Origin of the sequence: Klebsiella sp. MBT K-1 (assembly GCF_002556465.1) — a bacterium.
Taxonomy (GTDB): Bacteria; Pseudomonadota; Gammaproteobacteria; order Enterobacterales; family Enterobacteriaceae; genus Klebsiella; species Klebsiella grimontii.
The window spans coordinates 295,452-316,758 of the sequence record NZ_PDEL01000004.1 but is presented as its reverse complement, the minus strand read 5'-3'; the positions used below and the strand labels follow the sequence as shown (position 1 = coordinate 316,758).

The window sequence follows — 21,307 nt, the reverse complement described above, 5'->3', positions numbered from 1 at the left end:
ATTTTGGTTACTCTCCGGTATTAGCACTCAATGACATGGAGAAATGCCGATGGCTGTCGTAACGCTTTCCACCGTTCCTCATCCCCCACTCTGGCGTGATGTGCCCTCCGTCACCCTTGACCACGACACGCTGCGGTTGCGCAAGGCCAAAGTGCTGGCGAATATGCTTCAGCGCGGCTTAGACACGCTTATCGTCTATGCCGATAAAGAGCATGGCGGCAATTTTGAGTATCTCACCGGCTTTATTCCCCGCTTCGAAGAGGCGCTGCTGGTGCTGCATCGGGACGGCGAGGCGGCGCTGGTGCTGGGCAACGAGAATCTCAAACTCGCAGGCTATGCCCGGCTGGAAAATCGGGTCATTCACGCTCCGTGGTTTTCACTGCCTAATCAGCCGATGGATACCCGCAAAACCCTGGCTCAGCTGCTCCAGGAGGCCGGCGTTGCGGCGGAAAAAAGTATCGGCCTGGCGGGCTGGAAGCTCTTTACCGGCGCGGCGGATAACCGCTCGCAGATGTTCGATCTGCCGGCATTTATCGTTGACGCTCTTCGCCAGGCCGCCGGGCCGCAGGCGAAATTAAGCAATGCCACCGGTATTTTTATCGACCCGGCAGAGGGGGCGCGAATCACTAATAATGCCAATGAGCTGGCGCACTATGAGTACGGCGCTAATCTGGCTTCCACCGCGATTTTGACCGCGCTTAACGCCATTGCGCCGGGTAAAACAGAAAAGCAAATCGGCGCGCTGCTGGCGGCGGAAGGGCAGCCTAATAGCGTGGTGATGATTGCCGCCACGGGCGATCGCTTTGCCAATGCAGGGCTTTATCCGGGCGATAAGGTCATTCAGCGCGGAGATAAATTCTCGCTGACCACCAGCTTTAAAGGCGGCCTGAGCAGCCGCGCCGCTTACGTGGTGGCCGATGAGCGCGAGCTGGCGCCGGAAGTCGCCGATTATCTTGAGGTGGTGGCGAAGCCCTATTTTAAGGCGGTGGTTAACTGGCTGGAAAATCTGCGCATCGGCATGCGCGGTGGCGATATGTATGCGCTGATAGAACAGGTGTTGCCGAAGGCGGAATATCACTGGCACCTCAATCCCGGGCATCTGGTCGCGGATGAGGAGTGGCTCTGCTCGCCCATCGGACCCCATTCCGCCGCCTGCCTGCAAAGCGGGATGATACTGCAGATCGACATCATTCCTTCCCGCGCCGGCTACGGCGGCGCAAGCATTGAAGATACCGTGGCGCTTGCCGATGGCCCTCTGCGCCAGGCGCTGGCGCAGCGCTACCCTCAGCTCTGGCAGCGTATCGTCGCCCGACGCTTGTACATCGGCGAGCAGCTTGGCATTGTGCTTCCTGAAGAGGTGCTGCCGTTTTCCAGTACCGTGGGGTATCTGCGCCCGTGGCTGCTGAGTCCCGAGCGCGCGCTGGTGTGCGCACCCTACTGACACAATGCTGTCAGTAGGCCTGTCATACACTCCTCCTGAACCCAAACAATGGACAGGAGGATGTATGAACAATGTCATTAACTGGTTTGAGATCCCGGTTGTGGAGATGGATCGTGCCGTGGCGTTTTACGAGCTGGTGATGCAGGTGACGCTGCGTCGGGAAAAAATGGATTGCATCGAGATGGCCGTTTTCCCGTATGAGGACCCGGCTTCCGGCGGCGCGCTGGCAAAGCTCGACGGGGTTAAGCCTTCCGATCAGGGATGTATTATCTATCTGCATACTGACAATCTGGCGGCCGCGCTCGAACGCGTGAACTCGGCGGGCGGAAGCTGCGTTTTTGGCCCGCTTGAGCTGACGGACGATATCGGCACGATTGCCCTGTTTATCGATAGCGAGGGTAACCGGATTGGTCTGCATCAACCTAAGAACCTGACCCATTAATGCTATTTTGCTTGCCATTTGAACCCGGGCAGCGCTCGCAATCCTCACGTACTACGTGTACGCTCCGGTTGCTGTGCGCTATCCGGGTCCAGACTGACTCCGCCAATGACGCATACTGGGACAGGCCCTGACAAATGAGATAACCGAAATGAGCCGACGCGCCGACCGCCTTTTTCAAATCGTTCAGATTCTGCGCGGAAGGCGATTAACTACCGCCGGACTGCTGGCCGAGCGGCTCGGCGTATCGGAGCGCACGATTTACCGCGATATTCGCGACCTTTCGCTCTCCGGCGTCCCGGTTGAGGGGGCGGCCGGAAGCGGCTACCGGCTGCTGGCGGGCTATGACCTACCGCCGCTGATGCTGACAACCCAGGAATCGGAAGCGCTGGTGGCCGCTATTCGGCTCCTGCAAACCTGGGGCGGCGCGTCGCTATCCCTGGCGCTGGAATCGGCGCAGGAAAAAGTGCTGGCTATTTTGCCTGCCGAGAGCCGGCGCAAGGCGGAGCAGTCGCGGCTGTTTGCTCCCGACTTTGGCGCTCAGGGCTATAGCAAAGATCAGTTTGATTTAGTGCATCGGGCAGTCTCCGCCCAGCAGGCGCTGGCGCTGCACTATCGCGATGAAGCGGGGAAGGTGTCGCAGCGTGAAGTGCTGCCGCTGGGGCTTTTTTTCTGGGGCGAGCGCTGGCTGCTGGTGACCTGGTGCGAGCTGCGGGAAGATTATCGCTGTTTTCGCCTCGACCGCTGCCTGGAAATATCCGCCACCGGGCGTCATTTTAGCGAACGAGCCGATCGCTCATTGAGTGATTTTTTACGTAAGGTGAGATGCGAGGAGCGTTAGCTTTTTTACTTTCCCCGGCTGTTCGCCGGGGAAAATCGATGCCGATTAGAAGTTGTAACCGACCACGAAGTAACCACCCCAGCCGGTCGCGCGAACGTTAAAGTCGCCGTCGCCGAAGTTCAGCTTCGCATCGTCAGCCCACTGGCCGCCGTTGTGGAAATAACGCGCCACGACGGAGTAGTGCCAGTGATCGTAGTTCAGCGCCAGGATATGGCTGGAAGCAATGGAGTTGCTGGTGCGTGAATGCTTACCGTTCAAATCATAAGAGTTGTCATCGCCCAGATCGGAGCCCCAGTCAAAGTTGGTGAAGCCGATATAGCTCAGTGAACCGCCCCACAGGTCGGTCAGCGGCACAAAGTATTTTACTTTGAAGCGGTAGCCGTCCCACTCGTTCTCGTTAGACGCGCCATAGTTTTGCCACTGGTATTTCGCATAGACGTTCAGCGACAGGCTCATTGGCAGCCCGGTATCGATATCGGTACCCAGACCCATATACCAGGTGCTCTGACGACCGGACTTGTTGCGGCCCATGTCGTAGATGTAGTTGTTGGCGAAATACCACTCTTTGAACGGGCCGAAGCTGAGGTCGGTACCGGTCAGTTTGTCGATAGAGAAGCGCGGCTCAATTTCCATAAACAGCGGCGAACCGTGGTTCCAGATACCTTTCGCGTTGGTGTTACCGCCGAAGAAGACCGGCGCATCCATATAGCCATAGAAATCAAACCAGTCTTTCTTGGCGAACGCTTCATATTCCAGATAAGTATCGTTACGGATCTGTGGCCCAAAACGAGTGTGGTAGCTACCCACCACGTTCACACTCTGGTGCCACCAATCAGACAGATATTGCGGTTTGTCGTTTTCTGCCGCGCTGGCAGAGAAAGATGCGGACAGCGCCAGAGCTGCGCCGGCTGCCAGTAATGTTTTTTTCATAATGATGCCACTGTTTAAATTAAGCCTGAAGGCGTTAAAAGAAGCGCCGAAGCGTTTCTAAATATTTCGTATTTCTGTGGCGTCTATTATAGGAATCATTGCTCACAAAAATATGTGTTGTTTCACATAACGAACATTAAAGTAATCGATTGCGTTCACGATTTTATGCATTTCTTGACGGAATGCCACCGAAATTCATAAATCCTGTCAATTTTTAGTGAACTGAATGGAAAATCTGTAAGTGGATTGGCGCGAGGGGGGAAGCCGGATGTCCGCGACACCCGGCTGAGGGGAGTTACGGCAGGTTTGCGGGCTGGATATCGTGGATGCGGACAAAGCCAACCTGCTCGGGCGTTACGCCATTCAGGCGCAGCGGAATATCGACGTCGCTCGGCGCCAGAACGCTTGCCGGGGCGCTAATTAGCTGATTTTGGACGTTAACTTCCTGATAGCTCTCGGTGGTGCCGCTGATTTGCCCCGAGGCCACCGTCGCGCTAAAGGCCGGCAGCGGATCGTTTGATTCACCCTGGATGCGCAGCGTCAGGCGGGTACCGTCGCCATCCGCAGTGATATTGAGCAGAGACATGCGCAGGGTACCGATCTGGCTTTTCAGGCGGGCCGGCGTTTTCGCCGCCGGCAGCAGGTAAACCCCGCTGCTCGATTTTGCATTCAGCACGTTTTGCTGGGTGATTTTGACCGTCTGCTGATTGAGCTGGGTCATCTCTTTGCTCAGCGTGCTCACGCTCTGGTTCATCTGGCGGATTTCGCTTTGCTGCGCGCAGGCGCTGAGGGTGAAAATGCTACCCACAATGGCCAGTTTTAAATAACGTCTTGTCATAGTTGGGATTCCGTTAACAGAGGATGCTTAATGGTAGATCGTTCGGATAATCGCACTATAGATCCTTTGTCTCAAAAGCTCTTTCTTTGTTGTCGGGTCACTTCGCGGTAAACTACCCGTTAGTTTAACTACATGTCAGGACGCGCTATGCATTGCCCTTTCTGTTTCGCCGTAGATACCAAAGTTATCGACTCTCGTCTGGTGGGCGAGGGCTCTTCCGTGCGTCGTCGTCGTCAGTGTCTGGTTTGTAATGAACGTTTTACGACGTTTGAAGTGGCGGAACTGGTGATGCCGCGGGTCGTAAAAAGCAACGACGTGCGCGAGCCTTTTAATGAGGACAAACTGCGCAGCGGAATGCTGAAAGCGCTGGAGAAGCGTCCGGTTAGCTCGGACGACGTCGAGATGGCGCTTAACCACATAAAAACCCATCTGCGTGGGACCGGCGAGCGCGAAGTGCCGAGCAAAATGATCGGCAACCTGGTGATGGAGCAGCTGAAAAAGCTCGATAAAGTCGCCTACATCCGCTTTGCTTCCGTTTACCGCAGCTTCGAAGATATCAAAGAGTTTGGCGAAGAGATCGCCCGCTTACAGGACTGAGCCCATGCAGGACGAATTGTACATGGCGCGAGCGCTGAAGCTGGCGGCGCGCGGACGCTTCACCACTCACCCCAATCCGAATGTCGGCTGCGTGATCGTTAAAGATGGCGAGATCGTCGGCGAAGGTTTTCACTATCGCGCCGGTGAACCGCACGCGGAAGTGCACGCGCTGCGCATGGCGGGCGAAAAAGCGCAAGGCGCGACGGCGTACGTCACGCTGGAACCCTGTAGCCATCACGGTCGCACGCCGCCGTGCTGCGAAGCGCTGATTGCCGCGGGGGTGAGCCGCGTGGTCGCGGCGATGCAGGACCCGAACCCGCAGGTCGCGGGGCGCGGTTTGTACCGTTTGCAGCAGGAAGGGGTCGACGTCAGCCATGGGCTGATGATGAACGAAGCCGAAGCGCTGAATAAAGGCTTTCTTAAGCGGATGCGCACCGGCTTTCCCTGGATCCAGTTAAAAATGGGCGCATCGCTGGATGGGCGTACGGCGATGGCCAGCGGGGAGAGCCAGTGGATCACCTCGCCGCAGGCGCGGCGCGATGTGCAGCGCCTGCGCGCGCAAAGCCACGCCATCCTGACCAGCAGCGCGACGGTGCTGGCGGATGACCCGGCGCTAACCGTACGCTGGGACGAGCTCAACGCCGACACCCAGGCGCTGTACCCGCAGGAAAACCTGCGTCAGCCTTTACGCATCGTTATCGATAGTCAGAATCGCGTCACGCCGCAGCATCGTATCGTGGAGCAGGCGGGTGAAACGCTATTTGCCCGTACCCGTGAAGATGAACGCCAGTGGCCGGAGAACGTACGCACGCTGCTGGTGCCGGAGCATAATGGTCGCCTCGATCTGGTGGTACTGATGATGCTGCTGGGCAAACAGCAAATTAATTCGATTTGGGTGGAAGCAGGCTCCACCCTTGCCGGCGCGCTGCTGGAGGCCGGGCTGGTGGACGAGCTTATCGTTTATATTGCGCCTAAACTGTTAGGCAGCGATGCGCGCGGATTATGTGTACTGCCGGGGCTTGAGAAACTTGAGCAAGCCCCCCATTTCAAATTCAATGAGATACGTCATGTAGGCCCGGATATTTGCCTGCATTTAGTGAACGCTTGATTTCCCCGGACAAAAGGGAAAGCAGTGCGCCGATTATTATGATAGAATCCGCCCCCCTTGCGGGGCCAAATGAACTGAACCCGAAGGAAGAGTATGAACATTATTGAAGCTAACGTTGCTACCCCGGACGCTCGCGTCGCCATCACCATTGCGCGTTTCAACAACTTTATCAACGACAGCCTGCTGGATGGCGCGATTGACGCCCTGAAGCGTATTGGCCAGGTCAAAGATGAAAACATTACCGTTGTTTGGGTTCCCGGCGCGTATGAGCTGCCGCTGGCGGCTAACGCACTGGCGAAAACCGGTAAGTATGACGCGGTGATCGCGCTGGGTACCGTTATCCGTGGCGGCACTGCGCACTTTGAATATGTGGCTGGCGGTGCAAGCAATGGCCTGGCGCACGTCGCTCAGGACAGCGGAATCCCGGTAGCCTTCGGTGTTCTGACCACAGAAAGTATTGAACAAGCCATCGAACGCGCTGGCACCAAAGCCGGTAACAAAGGCGCTGAAGCAGCGCTGACCGCGCTGGAAATGATTAACGTATTGAAAGCCATCAAGGCCTGATTTTTGTAAGGGGAATTCCGTGAAACCTGCTGCTCGTCGCCGCGCCCGTGAGTGTGCTGTCCAGGCGCTTTACTCCTGGCAGTTGTCCAAAAACGACATCGCTGATGTCGAATACCAGTTCCTGGCGGAACAGGATGTGAAAGATGTAGACGTTCTGTATTTCCGCGAACTGCTGTCCGGAGTGGCGACTAACAGCGCGTATCTCGACGGCCTGATGAAGCCGTATCTTTCTCGTCTGCTGGACGAGCTGGGTCAGGTGGAAAAAGCGGTGCTGCGTATCGCACTGTTTGAGCTGTCAAAGCGTAGCGATGTCCCGTACAAAGTTGCGATTAACGAAGCCATCGAACTGGCGAAAACCTTTGGCGCTGAAGATAGCCATAAGTTTGTCAACGGCGTGCTGGACAAAGCTGCCCCGGTAATTCGTCCTAACAAAAAGTAAACTCCAGGGCCGGTTTTTGTAGAGTCTCACTCTTGCAAACCGGCCTTATTCTTTTCTTTTTCTGAGGCATAACGTATGGCATGCGGCGAATTTTCCCTGATTGCCCGTTATTTTGATCGCGTAAAAAGCGCTCGTCTTGATGTTGAAACCGGCATTGGCGACGACTGCGCGCTCCTGAACATCCCCGAGAAAAAAACGCTGGCAATCAGCACCGACACCCTGGTGGCGGGAAACCATTTTTTACCCGATATCGACCCTGCAGACCTCGCCTATAAAGCGCTGGCGGTCAACCTGAGCGACCTGGCGGCAATGGGCGCTGAACCGGCGTGGTTAACCCTGGCCCTGACCCTGCCGGAAGCGGACGAAGCCTGGCTTGAAGCCTTTAGCGACAGCCTGTTCGTGCAGCTCAACTATTATGATATGCAACTCATTGGCGGCGATACCACGCGTGGACCGCTGTCGATGACGCTGGGTATCCATGGCTTTGTGCCGACGGGACGCGGTCTGAAGCGTTCCGGGGCGAAGCCGGGAGACTGGATTTACGTCACCGGCACGCCCGGAGACAGCGCCGCGGGTCTGGCGATTTTGCAGGATCGGCTGCACGTTCAAGATAACGCCGACGCGGATTATCTCCTGGCGCGCCATCTGCGTCCGCTGCCGCGGGTTCTACAGGGGCAGGCGCTGCGCGATTTGGCGAACTCCGCCATCGATCTCTCCGACGGTCTGATTTCCGACCTCGGGCATATTCTTAACGCCAGCGGCTGCGGCGCGCGCGTCGATCTCGATGCGATGCCGTTCTCGGATGCGATGCTGCGCCAGGTTGAGACGGAACAGGCGCTGCGCTGGGCGCTCTCCGGCGGTGAGGATTATGAGCTGTGCTTTACCGTGCCTGAACTCAATCGCGGGGCGCTGGACGTGGCCCTTGCCAATCTCGGCGCGCGCTTTACCTGTATTGGACAGATACTTCCGCAATCGGAAGGTCTGCAGTTCATGCGCGAAGGTAAGCCCGTTACGTTCGATTTTAAGGGATACGATCATTTTGGCGCGGAGTAGAGATGTGGCGAAAAGTCGCCTGAAGATGAGTAACCCCTGGCATCTGCTGGCGACGGGATTCGGCAGCGGCCTTAGCCCCGTCGTCCCCGGTACGATGGGGTCGCTGGCGTCGATCCCCTTCTGGTATCTGCTCACCTTACTCCCCTGGCAGCTCTATTCGCTGGCGGTGATGATGAGCATCTGCATTGGCGTCTATATTTGCCACCGTACGGCGAAAGATATGGGCACCCACGATCACGGCAGCATCGTCTGGGATGAGTTCGTGGGGATGTGGATTACCCTGATGGCTTTACCGACGATGGACTGGCAGTGGGTCGCCGCCGGCTTTGTGATTTTCCGTCTCTTTGATATGTGGAAGCCGTGGCCTATCCGCTGGTTCGACCGCAATATTCACGGCGGGATGGGGATCATGGTCGACGATATTGTCGCCGGGGTGATTTCCGCCGGGGTGCTGTATGTGATTGGCCACCACTGGCCGATTGGACTTTTCTAAATAAAATCCGGCCCGCCCCTGGGAAATCGAGCAGGCAGGCATTTCCCGGAGGCGGTGCTGGCGCACCTGTTCGGGCTACCGGCCTGCAGGCGTGGGTGAACCCGTCGTCCGCAGAGGTTGGTGTACCTGTAGCCCGGCTAAGCGCAGCGCGAGCCGGGAATCTGGTAGGGAACCGCGCGTTACTTGAACCCGACGATCGGGTGCGGTTTATACGGCGTCTCCAGCTTTTCAATCTGCTCCGGCGTCAGCGTTAAATCGACCGCATGCAGCAGCTCATCCAGCTGATCCTGCCGTGAGGCGCCGATAATCGGCGCGGCCACGCCGGGTTTGCTCAATAGCCAGGCCAGCGCCACCTGGGCGCGGTTGGCATCAAGCTCTTCCGCGACTTCGGCCAGGTTTGTCGCAATCTGTTCATCATTCTCATCCATGGCGTTGTAGAGCGATTTACCGACTTCATCTGATACCAGACGGGCGGTAGTTTCCCCCCACGGGCGAGTCAGGCGGCCACGCGCCAGCGGGCTCCACGGCATCACCGCGACGCCTTCCCGGCTGCACAGCGGCAGCATCTCATTTTCTTCTTCGCGATAAATCAGATTGTAATGATCCTGCATGGTGACGAAGCGGGCCCAGTTATTCTGCGTCTGCAGCGCTAACGCCTGGGCAAACTGGCGGGCGTGCATCGACGATGCGCCTATATAGCGGGCTTTACCCGCCTTGACGACGTCGTTTAAGGCTTCGAGGGTTTCTTCAATGGGCGTGGCGTAATCCCAACGATGGATCTGCAGCAGATCGACATACTCCATGCCGAGGCGACGCAGGCTGTCGTCGATGGAACGCAGGATCTGCGCGCGCGACAGCCCCTGCGGCAGATCGTCCACCTGATGGTAAACCTTGGTGGCGACGATCACGGAATCGCGGCGGGCGTACTCGCGCAGCGCGCGCCCGAGGATCTCTTCGCTGCTGCCGTCAGAGTAGTTATTCGAGGTGTCGAAGAAGTTAATGCCGCCTTCGAGAGCGTATTTTATCAGCGGGCGGCTGCTCTCTTCCGGTAAGGTCCAGGCATGGTTACCGCGGTCCGGTTCGCCAAAGGTCATGCAGCCCAGACAGAGACGGGAAACGCGGAGATCGGTATCGCCAAGAGGGATGTAGTGCATAGTGCGCTCCTGCTACGAATAAAGGGTATCCTTTAAGCATAGCAGGAGCGGTGGCGGCAATTATGCCAGCCAGGCGTGGATTTTAGCTTCGATGCCGGCGGCGTCCAGGCCGAGGTCGGCATGCGCTTCTTCCTGGGTTCCCTGCGGGATGAAGAAATCAGGCAGGCCGAGATTCAGTACCGGAACCGCGCGGCGGCGCGACATCAGCAGCTCGTTTACGCCGCTGCCGGCACCGCCCATGATGGCGTTCTCTTCCAGGGTGACCAGCACCTCGTGTTCTGCGGCCAGCTGTAGTACCAGCGCCTCATCCAGCGGTTTGGCAAAGCGCATATCCACCAGGGTGGCGTTAAGCTTTTCCGCGACTTTTGCGGCCTGCGGCAGCAGCGTACCGAAATTCAGAATCGCGATTTTTTCACCTTCGCGCTTCACCACGCCTTTACCGATAGGCAGCGAAGCCAGCGGTTCAAACGGCGCGCCGGTACCGGAGCCGCGCGGATAGCGCACCGCGCACGGGCCGTCGTTATAGTGATAACCGGTATACAGCATCTGGCGGCATTCGTTCTCGTCGCTCGGGGTCATGATAACCATATCCGGGATGCAGCGCAGGAAGGAGATATCAAACGCGCCCTGGTGAGTTTGCCCATCGGCGCCGACGATACCCGCGCGGTCGATAGCGAACAGCACCGGCAGCTTCTGGATGGCGACATCGTGAATCACCTGGTCATAGGCGCGCTGCAGGAAGGTGGAGTAAATCGCCACCACCGGCTTATAGCCGCCAATCGCCAGCCCGGCGGCAAAGGTTACCGCGTGCTGCTCGGCAATGGCCACGTCGAAATACTGGTCGGGATATTTTTTTGAGAACTCGACCATCCCCGAGCCTTCGCGCATCGCTGGCGTAACGGCCATCAGCTTGTCATCTTTCGCGGCGGTTTCGCACAGCCAGTCGCCGAAGATTTTCGAGTAAGAGGGCAGGCCACCGCTGCTTTTCGGCAGCACGCCGCTGGTATGATCGAATTTCGGCACCGCGTGGAAGGTGATCGGGTCTTTTTCGGCGGGCTCATAGCCGCGGCCTTTTTTAGTCATAATATGCAGGAACTGCGGCCCTTTGAGGTCGCGCATGTTCTTCAGCGTATTAACCAGACCGATAACGTCGTGGCCGTCCACCGGCCCAATGTAGTTAAAGCCCAGCTCTTCAAACAGCGTCCCCGGAACCACCATCCCTTTGATATGTTCCTCGGTGCGTTTGAGCAGCTCTTTAATCGGCGGCACGCCGGAGAAGACCTTTTTGCCGCCTTCGCGCAGCGTGGAGTAGAGTTTTCCGGAAAGCAGCTGTGCCAGGTGATTGTTTAGCGCGCCGACGTTCTCGGAGATCGACATTTCGTTGTCGTTGAGCACTACCAGCAGATCGGGTTTGATATCGCCAGCGTGGTTCATCGCTTCAAACGCCATTCCCGCGGTTATCGCCCCGTCGCCGATCACGCAGACCGCGCGGCGCTGCTTATCTTCTTTGGCAGCGGCGATGGCTATCCCGATGCCGGCGGAGATGGAGGTAGACGAGTGGCCGACGCTCAGGACGTCATACTCGCTTTCTCCGCGCCACGGGAAGGGGTGCAGACCACCTTTCTGGCGGATAGTGCCGATCCGATCGCGGCGTCCGGTCAGAATTTTATGTGGGTAAGCCTGGTGGCCGACGTCCCAGATTAGGCGATCGAAAGGCGTGTTATAGACGTAGTGCAGCGCCACGGTCAGTTCTACCGTGCCGAGGCCGGAGGCAAAGTGCCCGCTGGAACGGCTGACGCTGTCCAGCAGGTAACGCCGCAGTTCGTCGCACAGTTTCGGCAGGCTATCTTTCGGCAACAAACGCAACTCCTGGGTGGAATCCACCAGCGCCAGGGTCGGGTATTTGGCAATATCAAAACTCATCAGAGACTCATTTATTGTTTATTTATCACGCTGAATTATGTAATTCGCGAGCGCTTCCAGTGCCGTGGTATCCAGAGATTGCGCGGCCAGCTCAGTTAACGACCGGCGGGCGTCGGTAATCAGGTCATGGGCCTTTTTCCGGGCTTGCTCAAGTCCCAGAAGGGCGGGGTAGGTACTTTTGCCCAGCTGCTGGTCGGCTCCCTGACGTTTGCCAAGGGTGGCAGTATCCCCTACCACGTCGAGAATGTCATCCTGGACCTGGAAGGCGAGACCGATATTCTCAGCGTATCGATCGAGAGCGGGTAGCGCCCTGCGCCCGGCTTCACCTGCGCTCAGCGCGCCCATCCGTACCGCGGCGCGAATCAACGCGCCGGTTTTATGGCGATGAATACGCTCCAGCGACGCCAGGTCAACCTGATGGCCTTCCGCTTCCAGATCCAGCGCCTGACCGCCGCACATGCCGGCGATGCCGCTGGCCTGCGCCAGTTCGGAAATCATCGCCAGGCGATCGCGATCCGGCACTTCAGCCATGGGCGCATCGCTTAGTATAGAAAACGCCAGCGTTTGTAGAGCGTCTCCGGCAAGAATTGCGTTCGCTTCGCCGAATTTTATATGGCAGGTCGGCTGGCCGCGGCGTAAATCGTCATCGTCCATCGCCGGGAGGTCGTCGTGCATCAGCGAATAAGCATGAATGCATTCAACGGCGGCGGCAGGGGCGTCCAGCGTAGCGCGGCTGACGCCAAACATGTCGCCGGTGGCGTAAACCAGGAACGGGCGCAGGCGTTTGCCGCCTAATAATGCGCCATACTGCATGGCTTCAACCAGCGGAGTGTTCTGAAAAGGCTGCGGGGCGATAAAACGGCGCAGCGCTGCGTTAGCCTGCTCAACGCACGCCTGTAGCTGTTGCGGGAAGTCCATTTATTCAGCGTCCGGCGTGAAAGGCGTAAGCGGCGCGTCTTCGCTATCCGCCAGCAGAATTTGTACGCGCTGCTCGGCCTGCTGCAGCTTTGCCTGCCCCTGGCGCGCCAGCTGGATCCCGCGCTCAAATTCGCCGAGCGCTTCTTCTAACGGCAGCGCGCCGCTTTCCAGACGATTAACAATTTGCTCCAGCTCGCCCAGGGCGGTTTCGAAGCTGGCCGGGGCCTCATTTTTCTTTGGCATAGTGAATATAGACTCTTTTAATGTCTCGATGGCTATCAATATGGTAACGAAGTCGCGCGGTTAATCAAATAACGCGCAATGCCAGGTGAAAAGCGCCCAATAGTGGTATACTCCGCGCCCTGGATGCAGACGCCGGTTGCGCCTGTACAACTTTTTATGCTTAAAGCCCTGTCGGGCTTGCCAACGAATAGTGTCGCCATGAAGTTTATCATTAAATTGTTCCCGGAAATCACCATCAAAAGCCAATCTGTGCGATTGCGCTTCATTAAAATTTTAACCGGGAACATTCGTAACGTTCTCAAAAACTATGATGAGACGCTTGCCGTCGTTCGTCACTGGGATCATATCGAGGTCCGGGCGAAGGATGAAAATCAGCGCCCGGCCATTCGTGACGCCCTGACCCGTATCCCGGGTATCCACCATATTCTGGAAGTCGAAGACGTTCCTTATACCTCCCTGCACGATATTTTCGAGCAGACGCTGCCGCTGTGGCGTGAAGCGCTGGAAGGTAAAACCTTCTGCGTGCGCGTTAAGCGTCGCGGTAAGCATGAGTTTACCTCCATCGAAGTGGAGCGCTACGTCGGCGGCGGCTTGAACCAGCATATTGAAACGGCGCGCGTAAAGCTGACCGACCCCGATGTGACGGTTAACCTCGAGATTGAAAACGATCGTCTGCTGCTGGTGAAAGGGCGCTACGAAGGTATCGGTGGTTTCCCGATCGGTACCCAGGAAGACGTGCTGTCGCTGATTTCCGGCGGGTTCGACTCCGGCGTCTCCAGCTATATGCTGATGCGCCGCGGCTGCCGCGTGCATTACTGCTTCTTTAACCTTGGCGGCGCGGCCCATGAAATCGGCGTGCGTCAGGTTGCGCACTATCTGTGGAACCGCTTCGGCAGCTCGCACCGCGTGCGCTTCGTGGCGATCAACTTCGAGCCGGTGGTGGGCGAGATTCTTGAGAAAGTCGACGACGGCCAGATGGGCGTGGTGCTCAAGCGCATGATGGTGCGCGCAGCGTCAAAAGTCGCCGAGCGCTACGGCGTTCAGGCGCTGGTCACCGGCGAAGCGTTAGGCCAGGTGTCCAGCCAGACGCTGACCAACCTGCGCCTGATTGACAACGTCTCTGATACCCTGATTCTGCGTCCGCTGATTTCGCACGATAAAGAGCACATTATTGACCTCGCGCGTGAAATCGGCACCGAAGATTTTGCCCGCACCATGCCGGAATACTGCGGCGTTATCTCGAAGAGCCCGACCGTGAAAGCGGTGAAGGCGAAGATCGAGGCGGAAGAAGAGCACTTCGATTTTAGCATCCTTGAGAAAGTGGTAGCGGAAGCGAGCAATATTGATATCCGCGATATCGCTCAGCAGACCGAGCAGGACGTGGTGGAAGTGGAAACCGTCAGCGGTTTTGGCCCTAACGACGTTATCCTCGATATCCGCTCTATCGACGAGCAGGACGATAAGCCGCTGAAGGTGGAGGGCGTGGACGTGGTTTCGCTACCTTTCTATAAGCTGAGCACCAAATTTGGCGATCTCGACCAGAATAAAACCTGGCTGCTGTGGTGTGAACGCGGGGTGATGAGCCGCCTGCAGGCGCTGTATCTGCGCGAGCAGGGCTTTGAAAACGTGAAGGTTTATCGCCCCTAGTTCCTCAGGAGCAAGGCGCAATCATTAAAAACGGCAACCTTGGGTTGCCGTTTTGCGTTTATTCGTAGTAGTTATAAATTCCTGCCGCCATCACCAGTTGGGAAGCGACTTCGTGCGCTTTTTCGCGTCCAACCAGCAGATCGATCATCTTCAAGGCGAAATCAATAGAGGTTCCCGGCCCCTGACTGGTGAGCAGCTTGACGCGAGCATCCCAGACGACGCGCTTATCCTGCCACTGCTCGGCGGGGATCTGCTCTTTCAGCGCCGGAAATCCGGTCATATTGCCGATGGGGAAAAGGTTGTGCGGTACCAGCACGGTCGCCGCCGCGGCGCAAATCGCCGCAACGATGCGCCCGGAAAGATGAAACTGGCGTACCGTTTCAACCAGCAGCGGGCTGTCGCGAAAGTACTCCGCGCCTTTAATGCCGCCGGGCAGAATAAGGATATCGAAATCGCCGTCGGCCACTTCCACCAGCGGCGCATCGGCCAGCAGCTTAACGCCGCGCGAGCAGACGATGGTCAGGCTGCCATCGCCGGCGACGCTGGCGGTGGTGACCTTTATGCCGCCGCGAACGAGTAAATCAATGGTGGTGACCGCTTCGGTCTCTTCGCTACCAGGGGCGAGGCAAATCAGTGCCGACGCGCTCATATTCATTCTCCTTACGCTTTACCAGTTCAAACAGGCGGGTATTCTCGGGTACGGCGATACCGTGGGCTCGGGCGCGTTTTAACAGAAAACCGGTGATATAGTCGATTTCCGTATGGCGCTGGGCGAGAATGTCCTGCAGCATTGAGGAGGTATTTTCTGCCGTACTTTCAATAACCTGATGCACATAGAATAACAGGTTTTCCGGCGAGGTATGCATCCCCTCGCGATCCATCACCGCCGCAACTTCATAACAAATAGCGGCAACCTCCTGCGGGTATTCGCGCAAGTCGCCGTTCTGACAGTTTTTCAGCGCCGTCAGCGGGTTAATCACACAGTTGACCGCCAGCTTGCTCCAGATCGCGGGGTAGATATTGTTATGCCAGGCGACGTCGGGCAGCACGCCCTGCAGCACATCGGCAAGATAGCTATAATCCTGAGGGTAATCCTTCGCCGGGCCAATATGACTGGTGCCGTTGGCGACGTGGACGATAACGTTGCCGTCGCGGCGGGCCGCCTGCGTTGTCGAAGCCAGCAGCAGCGGCTGTTTGAGGGTCTTCAGCTCGTCAATGGTACCCATGCCGTTGTGCATGAGCAGAACAGGTACTGACGAGGGCAGGATGGCGCTCAGGTTTTTCACCGCGTTCGAGACTTGCCAGGCTTTTAGGGTGACCAGCAGCAGGTCGCTGCTGGCAAGAAAGTCAGGATCGTTAGCGGTAAATGATTCATTAAACACGCTGCCGTCGGTATCAATGACATTGACGCTACAGAACGGCTGGGGGACGCGTAACCAGCCCTGGACTTCATGTCCCTGTTTGTACAGCGCAGTTAGCCATAACTGTCCCAGCGCACCGCATCCGAGTACGGTTACTTTCATTATTCCTCCTCACCTGTGAGTGCTGCATCAGGTGCTCATGGCTAAAGTATAGCGTTATCAGTTATCCTTTCGGGATAACAAGTTGAGTTATGTCGCGTTGCGGGTATTATGCAACGCAAAAGAAACGGAAGGAGAGGAAAAGATGCCATCTTTCGATATTGTCTCTGAAGTCGATCTTCAGGAAGTTCGAAACGCCGTAGAGAACGCGACCCGTGAAGTTGAATCGCGTTTTGATTTTCGTAACGTCGAAGCGAGCTTTGAGCTGAACGAAAAAAACGAGACCATCAAGGTCCTCAGCGAGTCTGATTTCCAGATTAACCAGTTGCTGGATATTCTGCGCGCGAAGCTGCTGAAACGCGGAATCGAAGGCAGTTCTATCGAGGTGCCGGATGAGTTCGTGCACAGTGGTAAGACCTGGTTCGTCGATGCCAAGCTGAAGCAGGGCATTGAGAGCGCGACGCAGAAAAAAATCGTCAAGCTTATTAAGGACAGCAAGCTGAAGGTACAGGCGCAGATTCAGGGCGAAGAGATTCGCGTCACCGGTAAGTCTCGCGACGACCTGCAGGCGGTTATGGCGCTGGTGCGCGGCGGTGATTTAGGTCAGCCGTTCCAGTTCAAAAACTTCCGCGATTAAAATAGCGCTATCGCTGTTTTTGTCTGCCGGGTAAGGCGTTAACCGCCGCCCGGCAGAAGACAAACTTATCGCTTAAAACGTTTTTTGGCCTGCGTAAAGCAGGTTATTTCGCGTTTAGATTCCTTTGATCGCCTGCTCAATCTCGAAGCGGTTGGTGATCTTGCTGTCGATTTTGATATACACCGAACGCTCTTCGGCGATCACCAGAGCTTCTTTTACGCCCTCTTTAGCCTGTAAACGTTCCTCTAGCATTTTATCCGCCGCGATATCCTCCGGGATCTCGACCCGCAGGCTGCTGACGTACGGCGGTTCGCTCATGGTGCTGGCCACCAGTAGCCACAGCATCGCCAGCAGGGCGCCGAGCAGGAAGACGGTTTGCGAGTCAAAAAAGCCGTCCACCCAGCCGCCGAGCGCTCCGCCGATGGCCACGCCGAGGAACTGGCTGGTGGAATAAATTCCCATCGCGGTGCCTTTATAGCCGGCCGGTGATTCTTTGCTGATTAACGACGGAAGTAGAGCTTCCAGCAGGTTAAACGCGAGGAAAAATAGCTGAACGCCGGCAACCAGTTCCCAGAAATAGCCCCCGGCGCCCCAAAGTACGATCTCAGCGATCAGCAGGATGGCGACGCACAGCAGGAAGACGCGTTTCATTTTGCGCTTCACTTCGGCGTAGATAATAAATGGTACCACCGCAACAAATGAGACCAGCATGGTGACCAGATAGATTTTCCAGTGCTCGGCGGCGGGGAAACCGGCGGCTTCCAGCTGGCCCGGCAGGGCGACAAAAGTCGACATCAGCATGATATGCAGGCACATAATACCGAAATTGAGCTTCAGTAGTTTTGGCTCAGCAAGGACTTTGCTGAAGCAGCCCTTCACCATACCGGACTCACGGTTCAGCACGTGATTCTGGCTGTTTGGCACTACCCACAGCGTCAGCAGAATCCCGAGCGTCGCCAGGAAGGCGATCATCCAGAACAGGGCGTGCAGGCCTAACTGATGGGTAACGATAGGCCCGAGAACCATTGCAATAGCAAAGGTGACGCCAAAGCTTACGCCGATAAACGCCATGGCTTTAGTGCGGTTCTGCTCGCGGGTTAAATCGGAAAGCAGTGCCATCACCGCAGCGGCAATCGCCCCGGAACCCTGCAGCGCGCGGCCAAGAATAATCCCCCAGATCGAGTCGGAAAGCGCCGCGATAACGCTGCCAACGACGAAGATTAACAGGCCGCCGACGATCAGCGGTTTACGCCCAATGCGGTCGGAAAGCAGTCCGAAAGGAATCTGGAATATCGCCTGGGCCAGCCCGTAAATGCCGATTGCCAGGCCGATAAGGGCCTCGCTTGCGCCCTGTAACACCATGCCGTAAGTGGTCAGAACCGGCAGGACCATAAACATGCCGAGCATGCGCAAAGAGAATACGGTCCCCAAACCCCAGGTCGCGCGCAGTTCGCCTGGCGTCATTTTATTATCGTTCATTACCACCTCAATATAAAAACTGCGCCTAGTGTAGTGGGGGGAAACAGAAGCGTAAATAAATGTTTGTTTAACAGATATTACGACTGTGTTGCATGATGAGGTGAGTACGGTAGGCAAAAAAAACCAGTGGAGGAGCCTCCACTGGAGTGCAGAGATTAATGGCAGTTAAAGTCAACCCACTGGCCGCCCGCGTCGGCGGATTTAACGCACTGCTCAACCCAGTAAACGCCGTGCAGCCCGGCTTCCACGTCCGGATACCAGAAGGTCTCGAGGAATGCCCGGTCACCGCGATCCATGGCGTCGATGGCGATGGCGTAGCGGCGATAGAGGTTGGCCCACGCTTCGAACAGCCCTTCAGGGTGACCGCCGCCAATGCGGTCATCCGCCAGCGCCTGCTGGCTGAGATAGGGCATCCCGCGCTCCAGTACGCGCGCCGGTTCGCCCTGCACCTCGTAGCTCAGCTGATTTGGGCGTTCATCCCACCATTCGATGCTGGCTTTTTCGCCAATGACGCGGACTTTTTGTGAATGCATCGCGCCGCTGTTGACCGCGCTGGTCCACAGTGAACCGACGGCGCCGTTGTTATATTCCATCAGCACAAAGGCGTTATCTTCCAGCGGCGCGCGGGATTTGACGAAGCTTTGACGTGCGCACATCAGGCGGGTGATGTTCAGATTCGGCACCATCGTCTCGGCAATAAATAGCGGGTGGGTCGCCAGATCCCCCAGCACATAGCTAGGGCCAGCATATTTGGGTGTGACCCGCCAGCGGGTGGATTCCGCTTGCAGCTCAACGGCTTCATTATGAAAACCGTGGGCAAACTGCATATTGATAATGCGGATCTCGCCGAGCATCCCCTCGGCTATCATCTGCCGTGCCTGCTGGATCATCTGGTGCCCGGCATAACCGTAGGTGACGCCGATAATTTTATTCTGCTTTTTACTCAGCGCGAGCAGTTCGCGCGCTTCGTCGGCGGTAAAGCACAGCGGTTTTTCGCAGATAACGTGCAGCCCGGCTTCCAGCGCCGCTTTAGTGATAGCGAAGTGAGTATTATTCGGCGTCGTCACCGATACGGCTTCAATCCCGTCGGGGCGTTTGGCCTCCTCCGCGAACAGCGTTTTATAATCGGCGTAGCAGCGCTCAGGAGCGATGCCGAGCTGCTCGCCGAATTGACGGCCGCGCTCGGCATCGATATCAAGCGCGCCGGCCAGCAAAGTAAAGACGTTATCACGCAGCGCCGCGCAACGGTGGCTGTAGCCAATCTGGCTGGTACCGCCGCCGCCGACCATGCCCCAGCGCAGGGAGCGGGATAAGGGTTTCATGCCGTTTAACATGATGGTGCTCTCCTCAATGATAGAGATACTACGGATTTCAGATGTTGTTCTGTATACCCGCGCTCGCCGAGCGCGGATGTGGCAGCCGGGTTTTACATCTCTCCACGCGCTTCGCGTTCTTTCAGTTCATGCATAATCTGCGGGTATTGCTTATCCAGCCGGTAAAACAGCAGGGTGATAATGACAACGATCCACAGGAAGAAAGAGCCGTAGAGATAAACGTGGTTAATCATGTCGATAGCGCTTTGCGGCTGAACGCCGGATCCGCTGCTGGAGCTGACGTAACCCGCCATGCTCAGCAGGCCGGAGATAACTGCGGCGGCAATACCTGCGCCGAGTTTCGTCCCAACGGAACCGGCGGAGAAGATCATCCCTTCCTGCCTGACGCGCGTTTTCCACTGGCCGAATTCGACGGCATCACCGCAGAAGCCAAACAGCACGGCGTTCAGCGGGGCGAAGCCAATACCGCGAATAATCGCGTTTGCCAGCGCCCAGTGATAATCATCAGAGTTAAACATAAACAGCACCTGGCCGATGGTCGCCAGCACGATGCCGCAGAGGGCAACGTTGCGTTTACCGTATTTTCGAATGGGCACCGAGCTCAGGAAGGTGAAAATAATAATGCAGGCGGTTTCGGCAACGAAAATGGAGCTATAGAAGGTATCGTCGCCGAGCACGTAGCGGCAGTAGTAAGGCAGCGCGATCCCCACCACGGTGTAGTACACGCTTTGCGCGGCCCACAGGATTGCGCTGGCCCAGAAGTACTGGTTACGAAAAAGCGCGGAAAGCTGGGTCTTTACCGGTACGTTTCCCTGTTTCTCTCGCGCTTTGATGACGACGTTCTCTTCGCATTTATAAAAGCAAAACAGCAGCAACAGCAGCGCCAGAAAAGCCCAAATCGACATGGTTTTAATCCACGCCGCCTGATCGTCGCCAAAGTACTTCACCAGCGGCAGCGTGCAGGCAACGGCGAGGATACGACCAAAAGGCGACATCGACATGCGGGTGATGCTGAGCATATCCCTTTCCCAGGAGGCGCGGGTCATCATCGCAGAAAGGCTGCCGTAGGGGAGGTTGATGGCGGTATAGCACACGGTGGTGCAGAAGTTATAGGCCACCAGCAGATAGAGAAACTGCAGCGTGCCGGTGGTCTGCGGGACGGTGAACAGTAAAATCGCCGATACGGCGTAGGGCACGCTCATCCATAGCAGCCAGGGGCGTGATTTCCCCCAGCGAGAGTTCGTGCGTTCCACCATCAGGCCCATGATGACATCGGAAACGCCGTCAAACAGACGGGAGATCAGCATTACCAGGCCAACGGTGGCGATGCTGATGCCGACATAGTCGGTATAAAACAGGGTTAAAACCGTGCCGATCATGCCGAAAACGACGTTACAGGCGGTATCGCCGCCGCCGTAAGCGATTCGGGTGGCCCAGCTTAGCTTATCGCCGCGTGCCGCAGCCGGAGAGAGAAGAATCTGCTGTTCACTCATGGTCAATTCCTTTGTCTGGGAGGACAAGTCAGGACCTCTGCGCCAGTTCCACCGGCACGACCTTATCCTGAATATCAGCCAGAACATAAGGAAATGTTTATTTCGTTTCAATGGTTGTTTGGAATTTAATTTCTGTATATGCGAGGTGGATCGAAAAATCGTAAAAATTGAGCCGTAATTTCCTGGCTACAGCTATCAAGACATTCTGATTGATAA

The 21,307-nt window shown here is 56.7% G+C and carries 22 protein-coding genes; 11 read left to right on the top strand and 11 right to left on the bottom strand.

What is annotated here, in order from left to right; translation table 11 throughout:
• Positions 1 to 49: 49 nt before the first annotated feature.
• The 3 genes from CMQ96_RS08125 to CMQ96_RS08115 all read left to right on the top strand — a co-directional run bounded on the left by CMQ96_RS08125 (position 50) and on the right by CMQ96_RS08115 (position 2,721).
• On the top strand, positions 50 to 1,441 hold the full coding sequence (locus CMQ96_RS08125) for a Xaa-Pro peptidase family protein (protein WP_098066541.1): 1,392 nt from the start codon (positions 50 to 52) through the stop codon (positions 1,439 to 1,441).
• A 64-nt stretch (positions 1,442 to 1,505) separates the two neighbouring features.
• Complete coding sequence (locus CMQ96_RS08120) at positions 1,506 to 1,883, top strand: VOC family protein (protein WP_098066539.1); 378 nt, start codon at positions 1,506 to 1,508, stop codon at positions 1,881 to 1,883.
• Between the two features lie 148 nt (positions 1,884 to 2,031).
• A complete protein-coding gene (locus CMQ96_RS08115; protein WP_098066537.1) occupies positions 2,032 to 2,721 on the top strand; it encodes a YafY family protein in 690 nt (229 codons plus the stop codon).
• Positions 2,722 to 2,766: 45 nt separating this feature from the next.
• On the opposite strand, the gene CMQ96_RS08110 is transcribed toward CMQ96_RS08115, so the two are convergent.
• Positions 2,767 to 3,651, bottom strand: coding sequence for a nucleoside-specific channel-forming protein Tsx (locus tag CMQ96_RS08110; protein WP_004133935.1), 885 nt, complete (start codon positions 3,649 to 3,651; stop codon positions 2,767 to 2,769).
• Positions 3,652 to 3,946: 295 nt separating this feature from the next.
• Entirely contained in the window at positions 3,947 to 4,489 is a 543-nt protein-coding gene (locus CMQ96_RS08105) for a DUF3251 domain-containing protein (RefSeq protein ID WP_024359060.1), read from the bottom strand.
• Between the two features lie 147 nt (positions 4,490 to 4,636).
• On the opposite strand from CMQ96_RS08105, the gene nrdR reads away from it, so the two are divergent.
• The 6 genes from nrdR to pgpA all read left to right on the top strand — a co-directional run bounded on the left by nrdR (position 4,637) and on the right by pgpA (position 8,743).
• Positions 4,637 to 5,086 (top strand): transcriptional regulator NrdR, encoded by a 450-nt coding sequence (gene nrdR, locus CMQ96_RS08100; RefSeq protein ID WP_004099449.1) that lies wholly within the window; start codon positions 4,637 to 4,639, stop codon positions 5,084 to 5,086.
• A 4-nt stretch (positions 5,087 to 5,090) separates the two neighbouring features.
• Positions 5,091 to 6,194 carry a bifunctional diaminohydroxyphosphoribosylaminopyrimidine deaminase/5-amino-6-(5-phosphoribosylamino)uracil reductase RibD gene (ribD, locus tag CMQ96_RS08095; protein ID WP_024359059.1) on the top strand — a complete coding sequence of 368 codons (1,104 nt, stop codon included), beginning with the start codon at positions 5,091 to 5,093 and terminating at the stop codon, positions 6,192 to 6,194.
• 93 nt (positions 6,195 to 6,287) lie between these two features.
• Positions 6,288 to 6,758 carry a 6,7-dimethyl-8-ribityllumazine synthase gene (gene ribE, locus CMQ96_RS08090; RefSeq protein ID WP_098066535.1) on the top strand — a complete coding sequence of 157 codons (471 nt, stop codon included), beginning with the start codon at positions 6,288 to 6,290 and terminating at the stop codon, positions 6,756 to 6,758.
• A 19-nt stretch (positions 6,759 to 6,777) separates the two neighbouring features.
• On the top strand, positions 6,778 to 7,197 hold the full coding sequence (gene nusB / locus CMQ96_RS08085) for a transcription antitermination factor NusB (protein WP_004099457.1): 420 nt from the start codon (positions 6,778 to 6,780) through the stop codon (positions 7,195 to 7,197).
• A gap of 75 nt (positions 7,198 to 7,272) precedes the next feature.
• The gene (thiL, locus tag CMQ96_RS08080; RefSeq protein WP_004133927.1) at positions 7,273 to 8,250 is read left to right on the top strand and encodes a thiamine-phosphate kinase; all 978 of its coding nucleotides are present in this window, start codon (positions 7,273 to 7,275) and stop codon (positions 8,248 to 8,250) included.
• Positions 8,237 to 8,743, top strand: a complete 507-nt coding sequence (gene pgpA / locus CMQ96_RS08075) for a phosphatidylglycerophosphatase A (RefSeq protein WP_004133926.1) — start codon at positions 8,237 to 8,239, stop codon at positions 8,741 to 8,743. Before thiL ends, pgpA begins: the two co-directional genes overlap by 14 nt.
• Before the next feature lie 179 nt (positions 8,744 to 8,922).
• Here pgpA and CMQ96_RS08070 read toward each other — a convergent pair whose 3' ends face one another.
• Genes CMQ96_RS08070 through xseB form a run of 4 tightly spaced genes read right to left on the bottom strand, consistent with a single transcriptional unit; the run spans position 8,923 to position 12,981 of the window.
• Entirely contained in the window at positions 8,923 to 9,897 is a 975-nt protein-coding gene (locus CMQ96_RS08070) for an aldo/keto reductase (protein ID WP_098066533.1), read from the bottom strand.
• Positions 9,898 to 9,957: 60 nt separating this feature from the next.
• Positions 9,958 to 11,820, bottom strand: coding sequence for a 1-deoxy-D-xylulose-5-phosphate synthase (dxs, locus tag CMQ96_RS08065; protein WP_024359055.1), 1,863 nt, complete (start codon positions 11,818 to 11,820; stop codon positions 9,958 to 9,960).
• An 18-nt stretch (positions 11,821 to 11,838) separates the two neighbouring features.
• Complete coding sequence (gene ispA, locus CMQ96_RS08060) at positions 11,839 to 12,738, bottom strand: (2E,6E)-farnesyl diphosphate synthase (RefSeq protein ID WP_082237539.1); 900 nt, start codon at positions 12,736 to 12,738, stop codon at positions 11,839 to 11,841.
• Complete coding sequence (gene xseB / locus CMQ96_RS08055; protein ID WP_004129702.1) at positions 12,739 to 12,981, bottom strand: exodeoxyribonuclease VII small subunit; 243 nt, start codon at positions 12,979 to 12,981, stop codon at positions 12,739 to 12,741. It abuts the gene before it with no gap.
• A 198-nt stretch (positions 12,982 to 13,179) separates the two neighbouring features.
• Between xseB and thiI the strand changes: the two genes are divergently transcribed.
• Positions 13,180 to 14,628, top strand: coding sequence for a tRNA uracil 4-sulfurtransferase ThiI (thiI, locus tag CMQ96_RS08050; protein WP_004139920.1), 1,449 nt, complete (start codon positions 13,180 to 13,182; stop codon positions 14,626 to 14,628).
• Positions 14,629 to 14,686: 58 nt separating this feature from the next.
• On the opposite strand, the gene yajL is transcribed toward thiI, so the two are convergent.
• Both yajL and panE read right to left on the bottom strand, forming a co-directional pair.
• Positions 14,687 to 15,277: a protein deglycase YajL gene (gene yajL, locus CMQ96_RS08045; RefSeq protein ID WP_064342274.1), complete on the bottom strand. Its 591-nt coding sequence runs from the start codon at positions 15,275 to 15,277 to the stop codon at positions 14,687 to 14,689.
• Positions 15,240 to 16,151 carry a 2-dehydropantoate 2-reductase gene (gene panE, locus CMQ96_RS08040; RefSeq protein ID WP_024359054.1) on the bottom strand — a complete coding sequence of 304 codons (912 nt, stop codon included), beginning with the start codon at positions 16,149 to 16,151 and terminating at the stop codon, positions 15,240 to 15,242. Before panE ends, yajL begins: the two co-directional genes overlap by 38 nt.
• Positions 16,152 to 16,293: 142 nt before the next feature.
• Between panE and CMQ96_RS08035 the strand changes: the two genes are divergently transcribed.
• On the top strand, positions 16,294 to 16,785 hold the full coding sequence (locus CMQ96_RS08035) for a YajQ family cyclic di-GMP-binding protein (RefSeq protein ID WP_004129715.1): 492 nt from the start codon (positions 16,294 to 16,296) through the stop codon (positions 16,783 to 16,785).
• A 114-nt stretch (positions 16,786 to 16,899) separates the two neighbouring features.
• Here CMQ96_RS08035 and CMQ96_RS08030 read toward each other — a convergent pair whose 3' ends face one another.
• The 3 genes from CMQ96_RS08030 to CMQ96_RS08020 all read right to left on the bottom strand — a co-directional run bounded on the left by CMQ96_RS08030 (position 16,900) and on the right by CMQ96_RS08020 (position 21,091).
• Complete coding sequence (locus CMQ96_RS08030) at positions 16,900 to 18,264, bottom strand: MFS transporter (RefSeq protein WP_049087382.1); 1,365 nt, start codon at positions 18,262 to 18,264, stop codon at positions 16,900 to 16,902.
• Positions 18,265 to 18,419: 155 nt separating this feature from the next.
• Positions 18,420 to 19,598: a Gfo/Idh/MocA family protein gene (locus tag CMQ96_RS08025; protein ID WP_004133460.1), complete on the bottom strand. Its 1,179-nt coding sequence runs from the start codon at positions 19,596 to 19,598 to the stop codon at positions 18,420 to 18,422.
• Between the two features lie 92 nt (positions 19,599 to 19,690).
• Positions 19,691 to 21,091: an MFS transporter gene (locus tag CMQ96_RS08020; RefSeq protein WP_098066531.1), complete on the bottom strand. Its 1,401-nt coding sequence runs from the start codon at positions 21,089 to 21,091 to the stop codon at positions 19,691 to 19,693.
• Positions 21,092 to 21,307 lie beyond the last annotated feature (216 nt).